This window comes from Bradyrhizobium sp. Kon37, assembly GCF_055807535.1.
Genome location: NZ_JBVVOY010000001.1, coordinates 723998 through 745007 on the forward strand (window position 1 = coordinate 723998; position 21010 = coordinate 745007).

A 21010-nucleotide genomic window follows, 5' to 3' on the forward strand; every position below is an offset into this window, starting at 1 on the left:
GATATGATGAACTTTGGGGATGATCGGACGGGCATGCGCATTCGGGGGAATCGCGCGCGCTCGGTCTGGACGGGGACGATGCTGATCCTGGGGCTGCTCGCAGCCCCCGATGTCGTCAGCGCCGCGGATGCGCCGGTCGGCGACCAGGCGCCCATGCAGGCAGCGGATCTCGATGTGTCGCCAGTCGGGACGATCGCACCGGCGAAGACGCGCTTCCTGTCGCTCGGCGTCGGCAAGTCCGCCGTGATCGACCTGCCGCGCGACGTCAAGGACGTGCTGGTCGCCGATCCCAAGATTGCCAATGCGGTGATCCGCTCGGCCCAACGCGCCTATATCATCGGCGGACAGGTCGGCCAGACCAACGTCGTGTTCTTCGCCGCCGACGGCCAGCAGGTGGCCGCCTACGACATCGCGGTGAAGCGCGATCTCAACGGCATGCGCACGGCGCTGCGTCAGTCGCTGCCGGGCGTGCAGATCGAGGGCGTCGGCGACAGCGTGATGCTCACCGGCTCGGTGTCGAGCCCGGTCGAGGCCCAGCAGGCCGGCGACGTCGCCGCCAAACTGGTCGGCGGCTCCGAGAAGGTGGTCAACAACATCGTCGTGCGCGGCCGCGACCAGGTGATGCTCAAGGTCGTCGTCGGCGAAGTGCGCCGCGATATCGTCAAGCAGTTGGGCGTCGATCTCAGTGCCAGCCTGAACGCCGGCACCGCGGTGGTGAACTTCAACAATTCCAACCCGTTCTCGGTCAGCGGCGGACCGATCGTCAGCAACAACGGATTAGGTGTCGCCGGCCTCACCAAGGGCTTCGCGACCGTCAGCGCCACGATGCGCGCGATGGAAAGCGCGGGCGTCATGCGCACGCTCGCCGAGCCGAGCCTGACCGCGATCTCCGGCGAATCCGCCACCTTCATCGCCGGCGGCGAATTCCCCATTCCGTCGGGCTATGCCTGCGATCCCGTCACCCACGTTTGCACCACCCAGATCACCTACAAGAAGTTCGGCATCTCCCTGAACTTTACCCCGGTCGTACTGAGCGAGGGCCGGATCAGCCTGCGGGTGATGACCGAGGTGTCCGAGTTGTCGAACCAGAGCGCCATCACGGTGACCCAGGCGCTGTCGTCGAGCTCGACCAACTCGATCACCATTCCCTCGATCCAGACCCGCCGCGCCGAAACGACACTGGAAATTCCCTCGGGCGGTTCGATGGCGATGGCCGGCCTGATCCAGCAGCAGACCAAACAGGCGATCAACGGCCTGCCCGGCGTCGACCAGGTGCCGATCATCGGCGCGCTGTTCCGCAGCCAGGACTTCGTCAACAACGAGACCGAGCTGATGGTGATCGTGACGCCCTATGTGGTGCGCGCGGTGGCTCAGAAGGAACTGTCCCGGCCCGACGACGGCTTTGCGCCGGCCTCTGACGCCCAGACGGCGCTGCTCGGCCGCATGAACCGCCTCTATGGCATCGCGCGCCGCGTCGATCCGATCGCGGGCACGCCCGGCGATTTCGGCTTCATCATCGACTGATGACGAACGGACGGCCTGGGGAACGGGGCAAAGAGACGGGGCACGAGGGGATGAAGCGATGACGAAGACCATGGCCGATCGACGTCGCAAGTTGAGCGTCGCCCTGGCACTGACGGGGCTCTCCGTCATGCTGGGCGCCTGCAACACCACCGGCGAGATCGTCACCCAGACGGTGCCGACCGACTATCGCCAGCGTCACCCGATCGCGGTCGAGGAAGCCAAGAAGTCGATCGTGATCTTCGTCGGCAACGCTCGCGGCGGCCTCTCGGCCGCGCAGCACGCGGACGTCGCCGGCATTGCCCGGGACTGGGTGCGCGAAGGTACCGGCTCGGTCGTCGTTGACGTCCCCGTCAACGCTGCGAATTCGCGCGCGGCGGCAGCGACCTATCACGAGATCCGTTCCGTGCTCGCATCCGTCGGCGTGCCCTCGCGTGCCATCGTCCAGCATCCCTATCGGCCCGAGGATCCCGGACTGCTGCCCACCATCCGTCTGAGCTATTCCCGGATCGCCGCGGTCGCGGGCCCCTGCGGGCTGTGGCCGGAAGATCTCGGCCCCTCCATCCTCGACCCCGGCTACAACGAGAACCGGCCCTATTTCAATCTGGGTTGCGCCAGCCAGCGCAACCTCGCGGCCATGATCGACAATCCGGCCGACCTCGAGCAGCCGCGGTCCGAGACGCCGGCCTATAACGCACGGCGCGACATGGCCTTCGAGCGCTATCGCAAGGGCACGCCGATCGGGACCACCAATCCAGACGCCGACAAGGCCAAACTCAGCGACACAGGCAGATGACACGCGTCCACGACGAAGAAGCGGACGATCCGCAGCACCCCGAGGAACACATTGCGCCGGTTCCTCGCATCTCCGTGCAGGCCTTTTGCGAGACCGAGCAGACGCTCGCCGCGGTGACCGCGGCCGGGCAGGATCGCCGTCTCGCCAAGGCGCACCTCACCGCAAAGGATGGTGGCTTAGCTGCGGCAATCGAAGTCTATGAAACGATGCCGACGCCGAACGTCATTGTGATCGAATCCGACGGCACGCGCGACATTCTCGAGGGCCTCGACGACCTCGCCGGCGTCTGCGACCCCGGCACCCGCGTGGTCGTGATCGGCAATCCCAACGACACCGCGCCCTATCGCGAGCTGGTCCGCCGCGGCGTCAACGACTATGTGGTGGGACCGGTCGAGACACTCGACGTCGTCCGCTCGATCTGCAGCCTGTTCTCGGCATCCGAAACCATCATCACCGGCCGCGTCATCGCGGTGGTCGGCGCCAAGGGCGGTGTCGGTGCCTCCACCGTCGCGCACAATGTGGCCTGGACCATCGCCCGCGACCTCGCACTCGATTCCGTCGTGATCGATCTCGACCTCGCCTTCGGCACCGCCGGTCTCGATTACAATCAGGACCCGGTGCAGGGCATCGCCAATGCGGTGCTGTCGCAGGATCGGCCGGACACGGCCCTGATGGAGCGTCTGCTCTCCAAATGCACCGAGCGTCTCAGCCTGCTTGCCGCGCCTGCCACCCTTGACCGCGTCTACGATTTCGGCGCGGAGGCCTTCGATGCGGTGTTCGACACGCTGCGGATGACCACGCCCTGCATCGTGCTCGACGTTCCCCATCAATGGTCGGGCTGGACGCGGCGCGCGCTGGTCAACGCGGACGACATCGTGATCGTGGCCGAGCCCGATCTTGCGAACCTGCGCAACACCAAGAACATGCTGAACGTGTTGAAGGCGGCGCGGCCGAACGACCGGCCACCGCTCTACTGCATCAACCAGGTTGGCATGCCCAAGCGTGCGGAGATCGAGGTCAAGGCCTTCGCCAAGACCATGGAGAGCCAGCCGATCGCGGTGATCCCGTTCGACTCGAAGCTGTTCTCGACCGCGGCCAACAACGGCCAGATGATCGCGGAGGTCTCCAAGGGCCACCGCACGACCGAGCTGTTCCAGAACATGGCGAACCGCCTTGCCGGGCGCGGCGAGGTGAAGAAGCCGAAGCGCTCGCTGTTCGGACCGCTGCTGAAGAAGCTGAAGGGCAGGTCGGGGCGCGGATCAGCTCCGCATCGCAAGGCGTCGTAACCAAGGCATCCTGACGCGCGCGGTTACTTCTCCGCCCGCTGCTGCTTCTTCACCAGCAACTGCCGCAGCGCCGTGACCTTTGCCGCCGCCTGATCCGGCGGCAGGTCCGCCTTGACGATGGTTTCGGCCTCGGCCTGCTTTCCTTCCAGTCCCAGCACGAGCGCGAGATTGGCGCGCACGCGGAGATCGGCGGGATTGCGCGCGTGCGCCCGGCGCATCGTTTCCTCTGCCCGCGGCAGATTGTTCTGCAGCATGTAGGACAGTCCGAGATTGGACAGCACCGACGGCTCGTCCGGCACGATCTTGAGCGCGGCGGCGTAATATTGCTGCGCTTCCTCGTTGCGGCCGAGCTGATCGAGCGCGGCGCCCTGCGCCGAGAGGATATGCCAGTCGGGATCCTCGGGCGAATGCGCGCGGCCGAGGACGTCGAACGCCTGCTGGAAACTTCCGCTGTCGGCGAGCGCACGGCCGTAGCCGGCGAGCAGCGCCTTGTTGCTGGAATGGGCGAGCACGGCCTGCTCCAGCACCGCGAGCGCCTGCGCGCGCTGGCCGGTCTGGCGCAACGCCTTGCCGTATTCGAGCGCGACGTTGGGATCGCCAGGCTTGGCGCGATAGCGCTCGCGCAGCGCGTCCATGTCCGGCCTCACGTCCGGCTTGGCCTCGGCCCTGCCAGCCGTTTCCGACTTTCCGCCGAGCGCGCCGGTGATGTCCTCAATGCCGGTGGTCTGACAGCCGCCGAGGGCCAGGATCAGAAGCGCGGAAAACAGATATCTCGCCGGAGGAGAGGCGACGGACAAACGCTTGGACATACTCTGATCACTCGGCGACTGATCAGAGATGCTTACCGATTAACGCTAAAGTCCCGTTAAGGCGGGGTGCTTCCGATAGCTCAGTCGGTGAATTCAGCGCCGAACTCGCAGCCGATGCGCCAGCGCAGGCGGCACTGGCGGGAATAGTCGGGCGCGAAGATGATGGTGAATTGCGGCGGCACTTCCAGGAACTCCGCCACCACTTTCACGCCGCCATCCGAAATATCCGTGATCGTGCAGTCCCGCGGCAGCGAACCCGCGCCAAAATGAATCTTGGCGAGCCGCGTGCACATCCGTCGTTCGCTTCTCCGGCGATTTGCAAGCATCTGAATTGTTCACCCGTTAGACCACGGCCCATCCCGCACCCCTAGGAGTAGCGGACATTCGTTGGGATGTGCTGAGCAGAGCAGCTTGCATTCGAGGCGTAGTGTCTTCGTCGTGTTTACGATCGGTTAGGACCTTCCAGCCCACCCCTACGCGTTCCCGTATTGTTCTTGCAAGAACCGGCCCGCTCTGCTACCCCTAATTGTGCAAAAGGGCAGGCTGGTTCGGGCATGGTTCAGCGGGTTTCTACCGTCGCCTTTGAGGGGATCGAGGCCCGCGCGGTCGACGTGCAGGTGCAGGTCGCGCCGGGTCTGCCGGCGTTCGCGATCGTCGGTCTCCCGGACAAGGCGGTGTCGGAGGCACGTGAGCGGGTCCGCTCGGCGCTGATCGCCTCGGGGCTGGCGCTGCCGGCCCGGCGGATCACCGTCAATCTCGCGCCCGCCGATCTGCCCAAGGAGGGCAGCCATTATGACCTGCCGATCGCGCTTGGGCTGATGGGGGCGATCGGCGCGATCCCGCCGGATGCGCTGACCGGCTTCACCGTTCTGGGCGAGCTTGGCCTCGACGGATCGATCGCGCCGGTGGCCGGTGTTCTTCCCGCCGCGATCGGCGCCAATGTGCGCGAGGAGGGGCTGATCTGTCCGGCAGCTTGCGGCTCGGAAGCGGCGTGGGCGAGCCCCGACATCCAGATCATCGCCGCAAGTTCGCTGATCCAGATCGCCAACCACTTCAAGGGAACGCAGGTGCTGTCGCGGCCCGTGCCGAAGGTGCATGAAGCAGCAAGCTCGCCGCTCGACCTGCGCGACATCAAGGGCCAGGAGAGTGCCAAGCGGGCGCTGGAGATCGCGGCCGCCGGCGGTCATCACCTGCTTAAGTGATGTCCTTTTGATTTTGGATCATTAGGCCGTCTGATCTTCAAGTGATGTCGTTCTATTGGCTGTCCTTTATGCGCCGCGGCGATTTGCTCATCTTAGTCGGGAGCAGACCTGGAGCTCGAAGAGCTAACAGCCATTTGCGTATTTCGGCCTCGCCCTCCGGGTCCTTGAGCAAAGTGGGCTCTTCCTGCAACCTGGAGTGAGCCCAGTTCATCGCGGAATACAGATGTCTTAGAAGAGCATTTTTGACTTTTTCAGGTTCAACAGCATTTACCAACTCGACGATAGGGTGCGATTTGGCGATTAGCTTCATGCATATGCCCGCGAGATCATCTGCCGAGCTGAGCAGTTTTTGCTCGTATGCTGCTTTCAGCAGATCTTGATATGCGAAACTATTCCAAGTTTTCGCACGAGGCGCTTTTTCGTAGTGAATTTCCGCAAACATCCCCAGGAGCAAATACCAACTGATTTGATATCGGGGGTCGAGATCAGACTGGTCGAACAGTTCAGCTATGGGCCCATCCAGGTCATGAAATGGTTCAGCCATAAGCTCTTCACCTTTGACCTCGCAGCCGATCCAATCCTTCAACCTGCTATCTATGCGCTCTTTGTAGGGCTTATTCGCCATTCGACCCCTCAACTTTCGGCCAATAAGCCACTGATGTAGCTGGATTTTGCCATTTTTTTACGAGTACCACTCGATCCTTCAAGGCCGCGACATGACACTCCACTTGTCCATTCTGAGCAAGGAAAGAGAGCTACATGTCGAACAATATTCGATTGACCACAATCTGCGGCGGCGGATCGAGTGCACCGACTAGACTAAACCTCGTGAATCGCATGAGGGAGCTTCATCGTCTGACCACAAATAGGTCGGCCGCGGTCCGAATCATTAGGACCATCCGTGCGCAGCTGCGGCGCAAGCCTCGAGTGCTGTACGAGACCCGTCACCAGCCTGAAAACTTGACGGTTCCGACGGCAGACCAGATCGCCAGCGTGCATCGCGGCCGCTCTCTGTTGATCAAGTAAGGGAGAGCACAAATGTCGTCTCTTATTGATACCGACGTCGCGGTTTCTCCGCCGCCAGCAGCTGCTCGATCTTCTCAATCCAGCCACTTCTTCGCCGACCTTGAACAGTTCAAGGTCGATATGAAAGAGGCTGGCCTTGAAGGGGCCGAAGAAGTGCTCTCTTCGGTCAGCGTTCGAAAGCCGCCAGCCGAAGAATACATCCGCGTTCACCCAGATCGAGGCATGACAATCTCGGTCGCGCTGCATGAAAGCAGAGAGGGCTACACTAGCGAGTACTATATCATCATGCCGACGATGCTCGGCACTATGAACGGCCTGCGTGGGGCGTTCTATGCGCAGCTATACGTAACGGTCACTCGTTCGGGCAATACGATGCTTTGGCCTGTCAAGTTGCCGACCGGCGGCGCTGCGAACCCGTGGCATGAGAGCGCACTGCATGGAGCTGAGCTAGCGAAAGCGAATTGGATTCGGATCTTCGCGGATGCTGGCCTGAAGCAGTATCGCATCATGAAGGCGCTCGGCGATATCGACGGCCCGAAGTTTCCGGACAAGCCGATGAACGAGTTGCTGGAGATCGCGTTTAAGAACCACGTTATCGATAGTGATGATCATCCGATTTGCCGCAAACTCCGCGGCGATTTCTGATGATTGCACTGGCAACTGGGGGCGGCCTAGAGGCCGTCCCCTTCAAATACGTCAATTGCGTCGACACCGAATTTCGATCGATCGGCGGCAATCGACCTGAAATTGTCTGCTTGGTAGTTCGCGAGCTTCGAAGCGGCGAGACCCGCAGATATTGGCAAGACGATCTTCGCAAGATGGCCCGTGCGCCGTTCGAGACTGGAAACGACGCGGTCCTGGTTGCATTTGCAGCTCAATCCGAGTTGAGCTGCTTCCAACCCTCATGGCTGCGGCCGGAGAACGTCGTCGACCAGTATGCGGAATTTCGGATCCAGACAAACGGCTCGCGGCACAACGCGAGTCTGCTCGATGCTTTGTCCCTTCATGGATTGCCTCATATGGACTCAAGCTTGAAGGACACCATGCGCAACCTCGTATTGCGCGGAAACTGGAACTCGGAAGAGATCGCGCAGATCCTTGACTACTGTGAGCTTGATGTGGATGCCAGCGCTGCTTTGCTGTCCGCGACGGCAGGGTCTATTGACTGGCCTCGCGCAACCATCAGGGGACAGTATTGCAAGGCCGTCGCAGCGATAGAGCACCACGGTATCCCCATCGACGTCGATCGTCTCTATCAAGTTCGCAGTCAGTGGCCACAGGTCAGAAGGAATCTGATTGTTGAGGTAGACGCAACTTATCAAGTTTATGATGGAGAAAGTTTTAGGCGCGATAGGTTCAGTCGGTGGCTGCGTCACATGCGCATCCCGTGGCCTCGAATTGATTCGGGGTTGCTCGACTTGTCTGACGACGCCTTCAAGCTGCAGGAGCACGCTTGGCCGGTCATCGCTCCTCTACGAGAGCTGCGCAATACTGTGCGCCAGGCTGATCTCAGGGGGCTGAGGGTCGGCCACGACGAGCGGGCTCGCACGTCTCTGCGGCCTTACAGTTCCGTGACCGGGCGTAACCAGCCCTCCACAAGCAGCTTCGCTTTTGGGACCGCAAAATGGATGCGAGGCTTTATCGCACCCTCGCGCGATCGAGATTTGGCCTACATCGATTTTTCCTGCCAGGAGATCGCAATCGCAGCTGGTTTGTCCAGCGACGAGCGGTTGATCGCAGCGTATCTAGCTGGCGACCCGTACATTGCCTTTGCAAGGCAGGCAAAACTGGTCCCACCCGAGGCTACAAAGGAGTCGCACCCTGGTATCCGCAACGCCTGCAAAGTAGTCGTGTTGGGATTGAATTATGGAATGGGCGCCGAATCAATCGCATTGCAGGCCGGCACCACAGTCGCGCATGCACGTGAGTTGATTGCGTCGCACAAACGCATCTACAGCACCTTCTGGAGGTGGAGTGACACTATGGTTGATCGCTCGCTAGTTGCCAGAAAAATGCAGACGGTATTCGGTTGGCAGCGCAGGCTGTTTGGCGGAGAGAGGCTTACCTCCATCAAGAACTTCCCTATGCAGGCGAACGGCGCTGAGATGATGCGGATCGCTGCTATTGGCGCTATTCGGGCAGGTATCGAGGTCTGTGCTCCGGTTCACGATGCATTCTTGATCGCAGCCTCACCTGATCATCTCGAGTCTGACGTAGAAAGGATGAGGGACATCATGACGCAAGCAGGCCAGCTCGTTTGTGGCATTCCCGTCCGTACCGAGGCGAGGCTTATTCGATATCCGCATCGGTACATGGAGGAGCGCGGCATCGAAATGTGGAATCGCGTTATGCGCCTCGCCGACATTCCCGAAGCTCTTTTCCACGGTCATGCCACCGTGTGAGTGACTGTGCGTTGATTTAGACCAATCCACTCGCCGAAGAAGCGCCTGAACTATCGCAGCAACGCGAACGTGGCGTCGCTCCTATGCGAAACCGTGTCATCTGTTAATGAATCTAATGTGATGCTCAAATCGAAGACGCTCGAAATCGAAATTCCGACGATACTCAACCGCCGCGCTCCCGCTCGCTCAGCCGCCCGATTTTTGAAAGGCCCCATCCCGATGAGCGAGCTCTGGATGGCGTCAAGACTGCCGGGCCAAGCGTTGGCGGTCTATTTGGCAGTGCGCCATCAGTGCGACCTGACGGGAAGGACAACTGTAACAATCCCGAGATCGCTGCTGGCGAGATTCTGCATCGACAAAGACGCGAAGTCTCGCGCTCTCAAGAGCCTGAGTGCGGCCGGTTTGATCAAAGTAGACCAGCAGCGTGGTCGATCCGCTCGGATCACACTTCCGATTGCTCCTTCGGTCTAATCAAAGGGTCTTGTCATGACTGAGGAAGAAGACTTTGAGCGTGTCTTGCTTGAGCGGACGGCTATGGCTGCTCAGTTGACGGGTCATCCATTCTGGGGGCTTCTCACACTGATCAAGGAGGTCGGTGGGGCATCTGCTGCTCGCCGCCTCGTGGCATCCACAGCCAACAATATCGGTAGATTCCCCGTTGGCATGCGGGTACTTGCCCGAGCCGGCCTGTTGCACCTCTCCGTGGAGCAAGCTGTGATTGATTTCGGCGAGGCCGGTAAGATCTTCAGCGCGGAGGAAGTCCGCGAAGCAAGGCAGCGGCTCGAGATGGCTCGGATGTTACTCAAGACGAGCCAGAAGTGATCTCTCCTACATCGGAGCCAGACAACAACCGATCGACGTCATTAACCAAATAATCAACTCGCCTTAGTCCGGGCCAAATGTCGTTTATGACTTGATCCTCCGATGTAGGGCATCGCTGTGATCAAGGTCGTCGTACTTGGACTGGTTTGTGTTGGGGGTGTCGGTGCTATTGCTGCCGCCACCTCAAAGTCTGCTCCTGTGCCGCCACCTTCAGTCCTCTATCCTGCTGTGGCCGGCAATAAGGCTGATCGGCTTTCGCTGGTCAGCATGCAGGATATTCAGCCGACAGTGAAGCAGGTTGCCCTTGCTTACACGCCACCTTCCGATCCTCCGGGACCGACTCAGCCGTCGCCAAAGGAAGCAGCCAAGGTGAAGGCTCCGGAATTCATCCCTCGCCACTGGCACGACCCTAACGACACCAGAGCCAGTGCCAAGAAGATGAAAGCCGAGCCGCCGCGAAGCACCTTGCTTAAAGTTACCTCCACCAAGGTAGCTGAGAGACAGGACTGTCGAACAGATGGCCTCGGCTCTTTGATGCGCAAACTCAACTTACAATCGGCGTGCGGTCGTTGACACTCATTCACTGCGCTCAAGGCGAGTTCGAAGAGGTCGTCCAGTTCTCGATGCACAGAGCTGTCGAACACCTAAACCGGACGTTATAGCTCCTCCAGTTGTTCTATATCAGAGTTGATTCGTTCCTGTGTTGCGATGCAGCTTCAGGGGTTCGGACTTGGTCATGAGTGGCGGACGATGTTGCCTCGTCGTTTTAGCTCGGCCTGCACCATCCAAGAGCTGAGGGGGTCAGAGCTGCAGAGGGCTGGCTAACTAGCGTTGATGGCCCAATCCGATTCCAAGCTTCAATGCTTTCTGGCGCAAGGAACCTACGGACCTCTTCGTCAGCTTTGCGATCTTGGTAACAGGCGTTCTTGCTTTCGAATGAGCCCGCAATTCCTTCACGTCTTCCTTGGTGTATTCCCGTCTAGCGGACTTCTTTGATTTCTTGGCCATGTCGACTCCGATTAACTGGAGTGGCCTTCTATCATGATTGGCTTGATGAGCAACTTGATTGCACAGAGCTGCTAATCGCTTTCGCACTCTGCACTCGACCATGTCATTTCTATTCACCGCCGTTGGAGTACAGTTAGCTATTAAAGCGCCTCCACCAGGAGACGCTCTTTGCGCAATTCAGAATGATTGGTGCCGGAAAGGGGCATTTCGCCCTGCGATCAGAAGTGGCAGTTGGTCCAATCTATGGAATCAAGCAGTGACGTTTTCTGCCGCGACTTGAGAAGGTAGTGAGTCCACCCGGAATCGGACCGGTCCTGGACATCTACCTCATGATAGCCGAAATCAGTCTTCGGCCATTGGCCTCGAATGATCGCCCTGAAGCGCTCAAACGAGCAGTAATAGGGACGTTCAATTATACAATGATAGTGGAGACGGTGGTCTGCGCTGATTTCCAGCACACAGACCATTCGTAGCCGTTTGCCATGCATTTTTGCGGCACGACCCAGAACTCTGGATTCTAGCCGCACGCGAAAGAGCCGAAGGTTTTCGGAAGCAACGATATCATCTGCCGCACGCGCTCCCACCCGCTTCTTCATAGTCAATGTTACGGCTACCGGGTTATCGAAGGGCAAGTCGCCTATTAGGCTCGCTAGGGTGTCGCGATGTGTCCCTGTCGCCGACATCAATAGCGGATCGGCGGCCAACGCTCAGACTTTCGCAATCTACAAAGGGTGCGCAGCAGGAAGTGGCGAGCCTTGTCGCTAAGGATGAGAACTGCACTAGCTCGCCCAGTCAGGAGAATCTTCTGCTCACCGAGTAATGTTAAGCCACCAAGCCTAATCCGATAAACTCCTGTCGTACGTCGGGCATAGAGGGCTCGCCGTAGATCCATCAGCTCCTCGTAGCTTTGCGGCTTGTTGAGCTGTAGCCATTCGAGAACGTCGATAGGCAACGAGTCTGGATAGCGCTGACGATACGACTTGCGGCGCTCTGGCGGGGCTGCTTGCGCGGTCGGCGGAGGAGAGGGTGAATCTTCCGACTCATCCCAGAGCGATCGGCCCTTGACGTTCCGGCCATCTGTTGAAGGAGTTGAGTTGCTGTAGCTCACGATAGCTCCCCCCGTTCCCGCAGATCGCTCTCGTATTTCTTTCGCTGCTCTTCGTTGTAGACGCGAGCCGGTCCTGCCGCACCGTACGTCCCGCCCCGGAACCCGCGTTCATGTTGAAGGATGTTGCCGCCATAGCGGTTGGTCGCCATCCCTCGCAGATGCGATGGATAGTCGCCGATAAGGCGCTCTTCGATGTTTGTGGGATTTGATAGTGATGCTGGATTGTGCCAACGTAGTGGCTTGCGAACCATGATATCTCCGTTCGGTGCGAATGGGATGCAGTGTTGATCTGCACATGGAGATATTTAGGAGAACGCGCGCCGGGGGCCTCGCCCTGTGGGACCGATTTGTCGGCCCGACTGAGATGGAAGCGAGAGAGCTATCTCATCTCAGTTTTGGGCTGGCCGGCCCAAGCGATAATGGGTCCATCGCATTAGTAGAGCGCTACGCCAGTAGATACTAAAAGCCGGCGAACCCTTTGTGACCCAACTCAGGGTCCTTAAACCATTGTAGCCGTCCGAATGTCGTGTAGCACCGCTAGGGACATATCGTTCACGCCACCCTTTCGGCTCTTCACCATTTCCATATAGACTGCGAGTGCATCTGGAAACTGACCCGGTAGGAGTGCGTCACTCTCCTCAAGGCAGCTTATAAGCACTTGGAAAGCCGCAACCATAGCAGCTCCATAGGCGGCGACTACTTCGCCTTCAGCCGTGAGTTTCCTCTTTGCCATTGGTCTCTCCAGGCGTCGTACTGAGGGAGAATAGCCGGTCGGCCTCTCACCCCTGTAGAATACAGATCGAGCATTTTCGCAGGTCGAGCTCACACTCCAATATAAAACCTGGATCCCTAGAAAAGCTCCGGAGAGAGTTCGTCAGAGATTTACGGCGCCAAAGGCCGGCGTGGGTTAGATTGACCGATTTGGCTATCCAACCCGAGCGCGGAGCGCACTTCTTCGAGCGCTTCCACCCCTCGGTCGGTAAGTTTTAGCTCTACAGTGCCGATTGTTGAGTTCGCTGCCACTTTGTGCTCGCCCGAAAGAAAACCGTTCGAGATATGAAACCCTAGAGCTCTATAGACTTCAAATTGTTCTTCGGAAAAGAACTGGTTTGTTGTCGCTTCGTGCGGAAAGCTTTCATTTCTACGAGCGTAGTGTCGGATGTAGTCGTTTTCGTCACCGGTGAGAGATAGCTTTATATACACCAGATAGCCCTTCTCGCCGCTGCCGTAATCTATGTCCCCGATTGCCACGTGAGGCCCTGTCTTAGTCATTGGTTCACCCGGCGCCTCTTGCCGCTCCACTCGACTTCTAAGCTGTAGTGCACTCCGCTTAATTGACCACCAAGGAAGCGAGATCCGAATGCCAAGATCAATGCGAGCGTAACGCTCTAGCGTCATAAGCGAAGGAAAGTTCATTAGCACGTCTGCTTCCGCGTCAACGACGATAATAGTTTTACAGCGCCGGCGAAGAAGTTCGTACACGCCAAGATTTTCAATATGACCGCCGTCTGTAAGGTACACTGTTTCAGACGCTTCAGTTAGTCGCCCAGTCATTTCCGCCCAGAGGTACCTACCTCCACGCCTGAGTCTCCTCCGACGAGGTGCGCCAGTATACCGCGGATTGAGCAACCAATACCCAAGCCTCACATTCAACATAGCTAACAGTGGAGTTAGCGGGCGTATTGAAGCCGAACCCATATTCGGCGAGGCCGCGGCGCCGGAAATCGCTACCGCTGTCGCAAGGTCCATGGTGGGGTCGGCTTGTTCGAATTCGAAAGTTTTCGCATAGCCAGTTGCCTCGCTACCAACGAATAGTGGAGAAAACAGGAAGAAGTCTGCATTTCTTCCGCGATGATTCGTATATTTCGAACCTTGGATATTCAGGGCAGCGTTTATGAGGTGATAAGGAGCTTTGCTGCTAAAGCGTCCTACAGAATTGCACACCAAGAGATCGCTCAGCTTCATCTCGTCCAAGGAGGCAAAATCCCGGCACTGATCGGACATGGTCGCCATAGAGACCCGTTCGTCCGGCTCATACCGGGTGGGATCGAACAGAAATGCTTTGCTAAGGCGGTCGCGGTACAGGCGGTGCACCGAATTTGTGTTAGGCTTAAGCAACCAGGAAAGCTGAAACAGTAGAACTGCCCCTGCTAGATAAACAGCAGCTATGGAAAGGTTTACATTGTTGGCGAAGGTGCCCTTCGTCCACTCCATCATGGATCCGCCAAACAACTCTGCTGCGGACACAATCACTTCGGGAATGTGAGAGATCGGCGACATCAAAAAAGGTGGATCGGGAAGTGACCAGAACTGTGTTGGGAGGCACACCCAACGCGCTCGGTCACGTATCACCATATCGTTGGGTATACCCCAATAGCAGAAATAGAGATAGACGATCCACGCAAAGAGCGGCAACGTGATTCCAGCTAACCAAAATGCGGCGCTGGCGCCCAACGAGAGTCCCTGCGAAATAAGGTCGGGCCAGACACCGCGCGCCAAAAAATCCGTGAGATGCTGACGCACCAAGAGCACAAAAAGTGAGACAGGCAGTGCAAGGATCATCAGTCTCTCGATAGAGTTAAAAGCAGTCCAGACCGGGAGCGTGCTCGAAAGGCGCGGATCAGCACTGTCGAACATTTGCACTAAGAGAAATGGCTGAAATTCGATAAAGGCGATTAGCAGCATCAGGAGAAGATAACTCCTAGCTGCAACGGGCAGAAGACCGCCGATCTCATGAGAGCGATTAGGGGGGAGAGACGATCGCAAGATACCCCACACAAGAAACAGGACGGTACCCAGCGAAACCGCTGATACTGTTAATGGCAAATGTACATTTGAAAGAACTTTAGCGATGTTTAGGATCGCGCCAAGTGCGAGGCATGTACCCGCGATATAATAGAATAGCGTGCTGCGATCCTTACCGGGGAATATTCGGAAAACCCTTCCGGCGAGCACCACAAGAACAGCGCTTGCGGTCCCGGACAAGATAAATGCAGACGCCGCAATGGGTGAATCAAAAACGTCAGGTGTGGACAGGCGACTTACATACAGACAGGAGCGGGCCTGAACGGCGAGAACCGTCAGAGCCGAGAGAACCAATATGGCGGGCAGCACTAGGCTCAAATTGATGATTACTCCTCGCACCATGACGACGACGCTTGTGACCAAGTCGCGTGCTCCACTCGGAGCCAAATAGTTAGAGTAATTGCGAATATGCCCCACAGCCGGAGTATCAACGATCTCCGCTGAGCGTTCTGCCTCCCCGTTCAGAGATGGCTCTCCGAAAGCGAACGTTCCTGCGGCGGTCATAGTGGCGCTGAGCGATGCTCCAATATAACCGCCTCCCGAAACCGTTGAAATGTAGTCGATACGGTCGAGCAAGTTACGATGGTTCAATGCTTGAAGTACGCCCAGACACACCGCCGAAGATCGGATTCCACCGCCAGACAGTGCCAAGCCAACTGCGTTCAAAACGTCTCCCGGCTTGATTTCCTCGTCAATCTGGCGACCCGCTTCACGCCGTGCATTTATGATTTCGATCTCGGCCTTTCGTAGCTCTCGATACTTTTCCTGCCATGAGAGGTGCACGATTACGTGAGGAGTACTTTTGCTCCTTAGCCCCGGGCCTTTGTCATCCATTTCGCTCCTCCATACCCCAACTTTCGAGTAGCCTCCATTTACAGCCTGGTCGATCGATAGCGAAGGGCCGGTCGGACCCCCGTCAGCCCACATGCGCTCGCTCCAACTTTGGAAAAGGAGCTTGTCGGCTGTCGAGATCTGGGCGTCTCCTAGCGCGGGCTCCGCCGACTGGCACCGAGGATCGTTGTCATCGCGCATGCCCTCCCCAACTCCTTGGAAAGGCCTTGCGGTCGCCTTCAGAGAGGGGGCGCAGGAGAGCGCTTGGGAGCCATGAGGCCATCCGCGCGGCACCCTGTAAGTGTGTTCGTATGACGGTCAGGATCCGCTGATCGACGTTCCCTCACTTTCGAAGCCCAACTGTTAGCGCTTCGATCCGCTCGACCTCACTCTCGCAGGCCGGCCTTACGCAGCGCTTCAGAATAATGGTCCTTATCTTCTTGTCTCTTGAGATAGTTGACTGAACCTGTGGAGATTCGTTCATCGGGAATCAATGCGTACAGTGACGCAATCGCTCTTTGTGCCTCGTTGTACAATCCAAGTGCCGCATTGCTGGCCGCGACCACTCGAAGAGCCGGAGGCCAGTCGGGTTTCAGTCGCAACGCCTTAACAGCCCATTCAATTGCCTCTGACTCGTTTCGTCCTATGAAATGTGCGAATGCCATGGCGGAATAAGTGAGAAAGATACGCGGGTCTAAGGGATTTAGCCTTATAGATCGATGCACACTGTTGATCGCTTTGCCGGCATCGCCCGCGTATGCGTTGACCCATCCAGCGCGTGCCCACGCCATGGCAAGATTAGTATCTAGATCCGTGGCCCGTGTAACCAGGGAGACCGCCTCATCATTCTCGCCGAAGAACATCGCCATTGCATGAGCCGCCCAGCAGAGTGCAATTGGATCATCCATTCCGACGTCTCGCACTCTATGAATTAGCCGGGCTACTTCTGTGCTATCTTGGTAATTCGACCAATGGCTCGCTCGATCCATAATGTAGCAGGAAATCGCCAGACCGTAGGGTGTTGTAAAATCTGGATCTTGATCGATGGCGGCATAGAAGAGCTTCAATGCTTGTTCGTTATCGATTTTGGTCCAGCGATTCCAGCTGGAAATTCCGCGCAGGTAAAGATCGTAAGCATCTAGGCTGATGGTGGCTTTCTGCTTAGCGCGTTCTATTTCGGCTTGCTCTATTCGGGGCGCAATGGCCCCTACGACCCGAGCGACAAGGCCATCTTGCAAATCAAAGATATTCTCAATGTCACCGACCACGTGATCGTCGAACTTGTCGGCCCATAAGTGAGAACCTGAAACGGCGTCTATTAGTTGACCAGTAATGCGGATCCTGCCAGCTGCCTTTCGAACGCTCCCTTCGAGCACGTAACGCACGCCCAACTCACGTCCAACCTGCTTGATGTCGACGGCTCTGCCTTTGTAAACGAACGTCGAGTTTCGGGCGATGACGAAGAGCGATTTGAACCGAGAGAGCGCAGCGATGATGTCCTCGACCATACCATCTGTGAAGTATTCCTGTCCGAGATCGCCCAACATACTCTCGAATGGCAGGACAGCTATCGACGGCTTGTCCGGCAGCGGCAGCGGCTTCTTGGCCCCTGGCTCCTGGGCAGAGACGGCTCCATCTTTCATGTTTGCGGCGTAGGTACGAACAGGGCGGTCGATGTTCTTCAGGCTCTTTTCGCCTAGATCGACGAACTCGACCGGGACCTTGCCGCGAACTTGATCGTAGGCAGAAGATGAGATGCAGATCCCTCCGGGTTCTGCGATGCTCTCCAGCCGAGCCGCGATGTTGACACCGTCTCCAAAAATGTCATGGGCCTCGACGATTATGTCGCCAATATTGACACCCACACGGAAGGCTATGCGTGTGTCTTCAAGCTCATCGATTGTAAGTTCCTTCATTCGAGTCTGGAACTGTAAAGCGGCTCGAACCGCTTCGACCGCGCTTGGAAACTCGGCCAGAAACCCGTCACCCGTGTTCTTCACGATGCGGCCGCGGTGTCGCTTGATCTCCGGCGCGACGCCATCCGCAAAGAGAGATGCCAATTTGATATGCGTCGCCTCTTCATCCCTGTGCATAAGGCGTGAATAGCCAGCCACGTCAGCGGCTAGAACAGCTGCTAGTCGACGTTCGAGGCGTTCGCAGGCCACGAAGCACCATATCAATTAAGCTACATATCAAACCATGAGGGCTGGCTCTGCGCCAGCGGGCACAACCATGACAAAGTCAGCTACGGAGCAAAAAAAAGGGCAATGGATCTGACCATACCGGGCCGAGCGATCGACGCTAGGAGGTAGTCGCAATCTCCTCCCGCATCGAATTTTCCCAGATAACGAGCGGGTAGCTGATTTCAAAGTGATAGCTATGAAAAAAGGTTGTTGCCCAAGTGTCGAATTCAGAAGACGGCGGCTCCATCAACAACGAGGAGCCCATCATGGCACGAGCGACTATCTCTCTGGTTTCCGTACAGAAGCCGACCGCCAACACTCCGGTCCTTCAGCGGCGCAATAAATTCACGTCGAGCATTGATCAGCAGATCACCAAGATCGGGCTGTTCCGTGAGGGAAAGCGTATCTCACGGGAGCAGTTCTGGGTCGACGGGGCGGGTGCGATCTTCTTTCAGCTACGATACGGGAAGCAGCCGCTGGAGTTGGAGAAGGGGAAGAGCACCCTCAAGGCAGTCGGCACCGGAAATGCGGCGTGGGATGATCTGGTCGAGCAGTTGGACCAGATCAAAACGCTGGCGGTTGCTGGCGGCCTGGACGATGCGCTGTCGGCCTGCGCCAATGCGGTGCGCTCGAACTTCAAGACTGCGAAGGAAAAGAAGGCGGGCAAAGGCTGATTGCTCACTCAGTCGAACGTCGCTTGGTAGCCCGCTTGGCTGGCTTTTGAAAAGAACTCGGCAGGCTCCACGTCAAGAATCGCTGAGAGCTTGCCGATTATTTCAAGACCAACGTAGGTGACGGCTCGCTCGACCCGGCTGACATAGGCCCGGTCGATGCCCGCGTCGTTAGCTAGCTGCTCCTGCGAGATACCGCGGCTGTGGCGTACCCGACGAAGGTTCGTTGCAAAAAGCTGGCGCAGGTCCATGGACCTAGCCAATCGCGATGTGGTTTATTGGCCCACGGCTTTAAAGCCGAATTATGAAGAGGGGGGAAGGGATGGCGGCTAATCAAAGTTTCTGCATGGCGTGTGGGGCAGTCGTTCCGGCTACAGCCAACTTTTGCGCCTCATGTGGTACGCCGCGGACGCAGCCTGAATCGACGGCGAATGCGGAAACGCCTGCGGGCGGGAAAACGTTCGGCTCGGGGCTCTTGGCGGGCCTTATCGGAAGACCGGGCATCGCCGCCGATCGCACTAATCTTACTCAACCTGGGGCCAGCGCAAGCCCGCTGCGAATGGGCGGAAGCAAAGGAAGTTCGGGCGGTCGGTCAGCAGGGATCTGGGTTGTTGCTGCTGTCGTCGCTATCGGCATGTTCAGTTTGGGGATGCTCGACGAGCCGCTGAACTGGATCGTGTCGAAGCTCCCGTTTGCTGGATCTCTCAAATTGGCCGTTGCGAGGGAGCGATTTCCTCCTTCGCAATATCCGCCGATGCCTGCCTACTCGACGCTTGAGATCAAGTCGCTTGAAGACGAGGATATTACGGTCACGAACGTAGTCATTAACAACAAGCGGGAGTGCTCAGGTTTAGCTTTGGCTTCCTTCCCTCAGAAACTCAGCACCGGCCAAGCCATTAAGGTTCTTCCAGCCTGCGATCCGATCAAGGTCGTTGTTTCTACGAACCACGGAGACCAAGTCTATACTTGGAGCGAGTAAGGGCTTGAGCTTGGCTGCGGGCCTGAAATGGGCGCCATTTCGGCCGCCACATCGGAGGTGTGCGTGCCTTCTTCTATCGTGCGCCCTTCGCACTTGGCTCTGTTTTCGTCGTATCAAGCAATTCGTTGCGTCACTAACCATCCCCAATGCATCGAGCGGCTTCTACGCGGATCAATTGGGCGCCCACAACGGACGGCTGCTCCACAACGGCATCAAGCCGAAAGACGCGAGCGCGTCCATGACCCCTGCTAGGTCGAGAGCTCGTGTAGAGCTTCTTTGGCCCTATAAATCTCTTAGGTTAATTGGCGCTCCGACACGGCAGCGGCGAGATCCGCCACCGCCCGTTACAACCGCCGGCTCGCCGAATTGATCTCCTGAGCCGTTTATTCGGGGCGATTCGTGAAGGGCCGAATGTCCGCGCTATTATTATCTCCAGAGATTATCGTGCTTCCAACCGCATTCCCACGAATTGAAATAGATCGATCAACTTTCGAGTTCTGTTCAGGCGTGGTGGTACTCGGAGCTGCAGTCTCAGTCCCGGATTTCTGTTTTTGGGCCAAGTCGCGGGATCTGATCTCAGCGGATTCCATTCTAGCTTCGATGACGAGGCCCAATTCGCTTTCGGTTGATTCGAATTGTGAGACGAACCGCTCGAGGAGGCGGTGCTGGATCGCTTCGCGATCTTGTGGCTTGCTTATGGAAATGTGGTCGGTACCTGGAACCTTGAACGCTTCGCCAAAATATCGGCCAGCTGAGAACGGTTCAACCACTTGGGTGCGAAGTCCTAACCACCGCTTTAACACCGTGGGGCGATCCTCGACCAGTTCTTTCCCTGCTATAAGTAGGCGGCCGCTTTCTTTCAGGGTCATAAATTCTCGATCAAGGTCGTTCAGCCACGTGTTGCTTTGGGAAAATCGGAGAGCACGAACCTGTTGATGACCGAGAACGAGAGCGAGGGGCCCGATAAGATTTGCATCTTTCGCTCCTAAGGACGGGGACGCAACAAGGAAGAGCCCGATCGCACAGCGATGATCCATCAGTCTTGTCTGGTTCGTGACAATGAATTTACGAACCACTATCCCACCCATGCTGTGACATACGAAAATCAGACGATGACCGTCCCACATGCGCTCAAGGTTGAAGTGCTCTCGTAGAGCATCAACGACATCGCCGATGCTGTATGCGCCGGATGAAATAGTGCTCTGGTAAGTGAATACGAAGATCCCGGCGTCTTGTGAGCCAGGCTCACCCGCAACAAGCTCCGGCCAAGATGGTTGCCCCCACGCAGCCTCGCCTTCGGAGAGGATGCCGTGCACAAAGATTATCACGAGGTCCGACCGCGGCTTGCGTATCTGATGAAGACCAAAGCCTCGGATGGTAGGGTGCGGTAACAACGTCCCGGGGGCTGGGTGCCCAGTAGATCTTGCCATACTCATCTCCACCAGTAACTCTTGGCGTTGCCCGCGGTCTGGTAGGCTCGATTGTTTCGTTGCGATCTAAACAAGTCGGTACGATCTTTGCACAATCAAAGGGTTGGACGCAAACACCGAGCTGCGGAACA

General features: G+C 57.7%; 21 protein-coding genes and 1 pseudogene. 11 read left to right on the forward strand and 11 right to left on the reverse strand.

Annotated features, from left to right (window positions below; translation table 11 throughout):
- Positions 1-6: 6 nt before the first annotated feature.
- The 3 genes from AC0L3J_RS03425 to AC0L3J_RS03435 are packed head-to-tail and all read left to right on the forward strand — an operon-like array spanning position 7 to position 3603.
- Complete coding sequence (locus AC0L3J_RS03425; RefSeq protein WP_456769770.1) at positions 7-1524, forward strand: type II and III secretion system protein family protein; 1518 nt, start codon at positions 7-9, stop codon at positions 1522-1524.
- 58 nt (positions 1525-1582) lie between these two features.
- Positions 1583-2317 (forward strand): CpaD family pilus assembly protein, encoded by a 735-nt coding sequence (locus AC0L3J_RS03430; protein ID WP_473345928.1) that lies wholly within the window; start codon positions 1583-1585, stop codon positions 2315-2317.
- Positions 2314-3603, forward strand: a complete 1290-nt coding sequence (locus tag AC0L3J_RS03435; RefSeq protein ID WP_473345930.1) for a CpaE/TadZ family protein — start codon at positions 2314-2316, stop codon at positions 3601-3603. The genes AC0L3J_RS03430 and AC0L3J_RS03435 overlap by 4 nt, the downstream gene beginning before the upstream one ends.
- A gap of 23 nt (positions 3604-3626) precedes the next feature.
- On the opposite strand, the gene AC0L3J_RS03440 is transcribed toward AC0L3J_RS03435, so the two are convergent.
- The gene (locus AC0L3J_RS03440; protein ID WP_473345931.1) at positions 3627-4412 is read right to left on the reverse strand and encodes a tetratricopeptide repeat protein; all 786 of its coding nucleotides are present in this window, start codon (positions 4410-4412) and stop codon (positions 3627-3629) included.
- 80 nt (positions 4413-4492) lie between these two features.
- The gene (locus tag AC0L3J_RS03445; protein ID WP_007598461.1) at positions 4493-4738 is read right to left on the reverse strand and encodes a PilZ domain-containing protein; all 246 of its coding nucleotides are present in this window, start codon (positions 4736-4738) and stop codon (positions 4493-4495) included.
- A gap of 228 nt (positions 4739-4966) precedes the next feature.
- Between AC0L3J_RS03445 and AC0L3J_RS03450 the strand changes: the two are divergent.
- Positions 4967-5608: pseudogene (locus tag AC0L3J_RS03450) on the forward strand (magnesium chelatase domain-containing protein); the annotation flags it as partial.
- A 58-nt stretch (positions 5609-5666) separates the two neighbouring features.
- Here AC0L3J_RS03450 and AC0L3J_RS03455 read toward each other — a convergent pair.
- A complete protein-coding gene (locus AC0L3J_RS03455) occupies positions 5667-6239 on the reverse strand; it encodes a hypothetical protein (RefSeq protein WP_473345933.1) in 573 nt (190 codons plus the stop codon).
- Positions 6240-6652: 413 nt separating this feature from the next.
- Here AC0L3J_RS03455 and AC0L3J_RS03460 point away from each other — a divergent pair, with 413 nt between their 5' ends.
- From AC0L3J_RS03460 to AC0L3J_RS03480, 5 genes are all read left to right on the forward strand, one after another.
- The gene (locus AC0L3J_RS03460; protein ID WP_473345935.1) at positions 6653-7285 is read left to right on the forward strand and encodes a hypothetical protein; all 633 of its coding nucleotides are present in this window, start codon (positions 6653-6655) and stop codon (positions 7283-7285) included.
- On the forward strand, positions 7285-9042 hold the full coding sequence (locus AC0L3J_RS03465) for a DNA polymerase (RefSeq protein ID WP_473345937.1): 1758 nt from the start codon (positions 7285-7287) through the stop codon (positions 9040-9042). The genes AC0L3J_RS03460 and AC0L3J_RS03465 overlap by 1 nt, the downstream gene beginning before the upstream one ends.
- 120 nt (positions 9043-9162) lie before the next feature.
- A complete protein-coding gene (locus AC0L3J_RS03470; RefSeq protein ID WP_473345939.1) occupies positions 9163-9513 on the forward strand; it encodes a hypothetical protein in 351 nt (116 codons plus the stop codon).
- 15 nt (positions 9514-9528) lie between these two features.
- A complete protein-coding gene (locus AC0L3J_RS03475) occupies positions 9529-9864 on the forward strand; it encodes a hypothetical protein (RefSeq protein ID WP_473345941.1) in 336 nt (111 codons plus the stop codon).
- A 117-nt stretch (positions 9865-9981) separates the two neighbouring features.
- The gene (locus AC0L3J_RS03480) at positions 9982-10437 is read left to right on the forward strand and encodes a hypothetical protein (protein WP_473345942.1); all 456 of its coding nucleotides are present in this window, start codon (positions 9982-9984) and stop codon (positions 10435-10437) included.
- Positions 10438-10689: 252 nt separating this feature from the next.
- Here AC0L3J_RS03480 and AC0L3J_RS03485 read toward each other — a convergent pair whose 3' ends face one another.
- The 6 genes from AC0L3J_RS03485 to AC0L3J_RS03510 all read right to left on the reverse strand — a co-directional run bounded on the left by AC0L3J_RS03485 (position 10690) and on the right by AC0L3J_RS03510 (position 17781).
- Complete coding sequence (locus AC0L3J_RS03485; protein ID WP_473345943.1) at positions 10690-10872, reverse strand: hypothetical protein; 183 nt, start codon at positions 10870-10872, stop codon at positions 10690-10692.
- Between the two features lie 218 nt (positions 10873-11090).
- Positions 11091-11555, reverse strand: coding sequence for a rolling circle replication-associated protein (locus AC0L3J_RS03490; RefSeq protein ID WP_473346072.1), 465 nt, complete (start codon positions 11553-11555; stop codon positions 11091-11093).
- The gene (locus AC0L3J_RS03495) at positions 11555-11980 is read right to left on the reverse strand and encodes a hypothetical protein (RefSeq protein WP_473345944.1); all 426 of its coding nucleotides are present in this window, start codon (positions 11978-11980) and stop codon (positions 11555-11557) included. Before AC0L3J_RS03495 ends, AC0L3J_RS03490 begins: the two co-directional genes overlap by 1 nt.
- Positions 11977-12231, reverse strand: a complete 255-nt coding sequence (locus AC0L3J_RS03500) for a hypothetical protein (protein WP_473345945.1) — start codon at positions 12229-12231, stop codon at positions 11977-11979. The genes AC0L3J_RS03495 and AC0L3J_RS03500 overlap by 4 nt, the downstream gene beginning before the upstream one ends.
- Positions 12232-12862: 631 nt before the next feature.
- Positions 12863-15619: a patatin-like phospholipase family protein gene (locus AC0L3J_RS03505; protein WP_473345947.1), complete on the reverse strand. Its 2757-nt coding sequence runs from the start codon at positions 15617-15619 to the stop codon at positions 12863-12865.
- 383 nt (positions 15620-16002) lie between these two features.
- Positions 16003-17781: an adenylate/guanylate cyclase domain-containing protein gene (locus AC0L3J_RS03510; protein ID WP_473345949.1), complete on the reverse strand. Its 1779-nt coding sequence runs from the start codon at positions 17779-17781 to the stop codon at positions 16003-16005.
- A 284-nt stretch (positions 17782-18065) separates the two neighbouring features.
- Between AC0L3J_RS03510 and AC0L3J_RS03515 the strand changes: the two genes are divergently transcribed.
- Positions 18066-18473, forward strand: a complete 408-nt coding sequence (locus AC0L3J_RS03515; protein WP_473345951.1) for a hypothetical protein — start codon at positions 18066-18068, stop codon at positions 18471-18473.
- Between the two features lie 8 nt (positions 18474-18481).
- Here AC0L3J_RS03515 and AC0L3J_RS03520 read toward each other — a convergent pair whose 3' ends face one another.
- Positions 18482-18721, reverse strand: coding sequence for a helix-turn-helix domain-containing protein (locus tag AC0L3J_RS03520; protein ID WP_473345952.1), 240 nt, complete (start codon positions 18719-18721; stop codon positions 18482-18484).
- Positions 18722-18792: 71 nt separating this feature from the next.
- On the opposite strand from AC0L3J_RS03520, the gene AC0L3J_RS03525 reads away from it, so the two are divergent.
- Positions 18793-19449, forward strand: coding sequence for a zinc-ribbon domain-containing protein (locus tag AC0L3J_RS03525; RefSeq protein ID WP_473345954.1), 657 nt, complete (start codon positions 18793-18795; stop codon positions 19447-19449).
- Between the two features lie 383 nt (positions 19450-19832).
- Here the strand turns inward: AC0L3J_RS03525 and AC0L3J_RS03530 are convergent, their stop codons facing one another.
- Positions 19833-20765 carry a lipase family protein gene (locus AC0L3J_RS03530; RefSeq protein ID WP_473345955.1) on the reverse strand — a complete coding sequence of 311 codons (933 nt, stop codon included), beginning with the start codon at positions 20763-20765 and terminating at the stop codon, positions 19833-19835.
- Between the last annotated feature and the right edge of the window lie 245 nt (positions 20766-21010).

Coding starts and splice junctions, on each gene's coding strand:
- AC0L3J_RS03425 (WP_456769770.1), top strand. CDS start 7: ATGAACTTTGGGGATGATCGGACGGGCATGCGCATTCGGGGGAATCGC.
- AC0L3J_RS03430 (WP_473345928.1), top strand. CDS start 1,583: ATGACGAAGACCATGGCCGATCGACGTCGCAAGTTGAGCGTCGCCCTG.
- AC0L3J_RS03435 (WP_473345930.1), top strand. CDS start 2,314: ATGACACGCGTCCACGACGAAGAAGCGGACGATCCGCAGCACCCCGAG.
- AC0L3J_RS03440 (WP_473345931.1), bottom strand. CDS start 4,412: ATGTCCAAGCGTTTGTCCGTCGCCTCTCCTCCGGCGAGATATCTGTTT.
- AC0L3J_RS03445 (WP_007598461.1), bottom strand. CDS start 4,738: ATGCTTGCAAATCGCCGGAGAAGCGAACGACGGATGTGCACGCGGCTC.
- AC0L3J_RS03455 (WP_473345933.1), bottom strand. CDS start 6,239: ATGGCGAATAAGCCCTACAAAGAGCGCATAGATAGCAGGTTGAAGGAT.
- AC0L3J_RS03460 (WP_473345935.1), top strand. CDS start 6,653: ATGTCGTCTCTTATTGATACCGACGTCGCGGTTTCTCCGCCGCCAGCA.
- AC0L3J_RS03465 (WP_473345937.1), top strand. CDS start 7,285: ATGATTGCACTGGCAACTGGGGGCGGCCTAGAGGCCGTCCCCTTCAAA.
- AC0L3J_RS03470 (WP_473345939.1), top strand. CDS start 9,163: ATGCTCAAATCGAAGACGCTCGAAATCGAAATTCCGACGATACTCAAC.
- AC0L3J_RS03475 (WP_473345941.1), top strand. CDS start 9,529: ATGACTGAGGAAGAAGACTTTGAGCGTGTCTTGCTTGAGCGGACGGCT.
- AC0L3J_RS03485 (WP_473345943.1), bottom strand. CDS start 10,872: ATGGCCAAGAAATCAAAGAAGTCCGCTAGACGGGAATACACCAAGGAA.
- AC0L3J_RS03490 (WP_473346072.1), bottom strand. CDS start 11,555: ATGTCGGCGACAGGGACACATCGCGACACCCTAGCGAGCCTAATAGGC.
- AC0L3J_RS03500 (WP_473345945.1), bottom strand. CDS start 12,231: ATGGTTCGCAAGCCACTACGTTGGCACAATCCAGCATCACTATCAAAT.
- AC0L3J_RS03505 (WP_473345947.1), bottom strand. CDS start 15,619: ATGGATGACAAAGGCCCGGGGCTAAGGAGCAAAAGTACTCCTCACGTA.
- AC0L3J_RS03515 (WP_473345951.1), top strand. CDS start 18,066: ATGGCACGAGCGACTATCTCTCTGGTTTCCGTACAGAAGCCGACCGCC.
- AC0L3J_RS03520 (WP_473345952.1), bottom strand. CDS start 18,721: ATGGACCTGCGCCAGCTTTTTGCAACGAACCTTCGTCGGGTACGCCAC.
- AC0L3J_RS03525 (WP_473345954.1), top strand. CDS start 18,793: ATGGCGGCTAATCAAAGTTTCTGCATGGCGTGTGGGGCAGTCGTTCCG.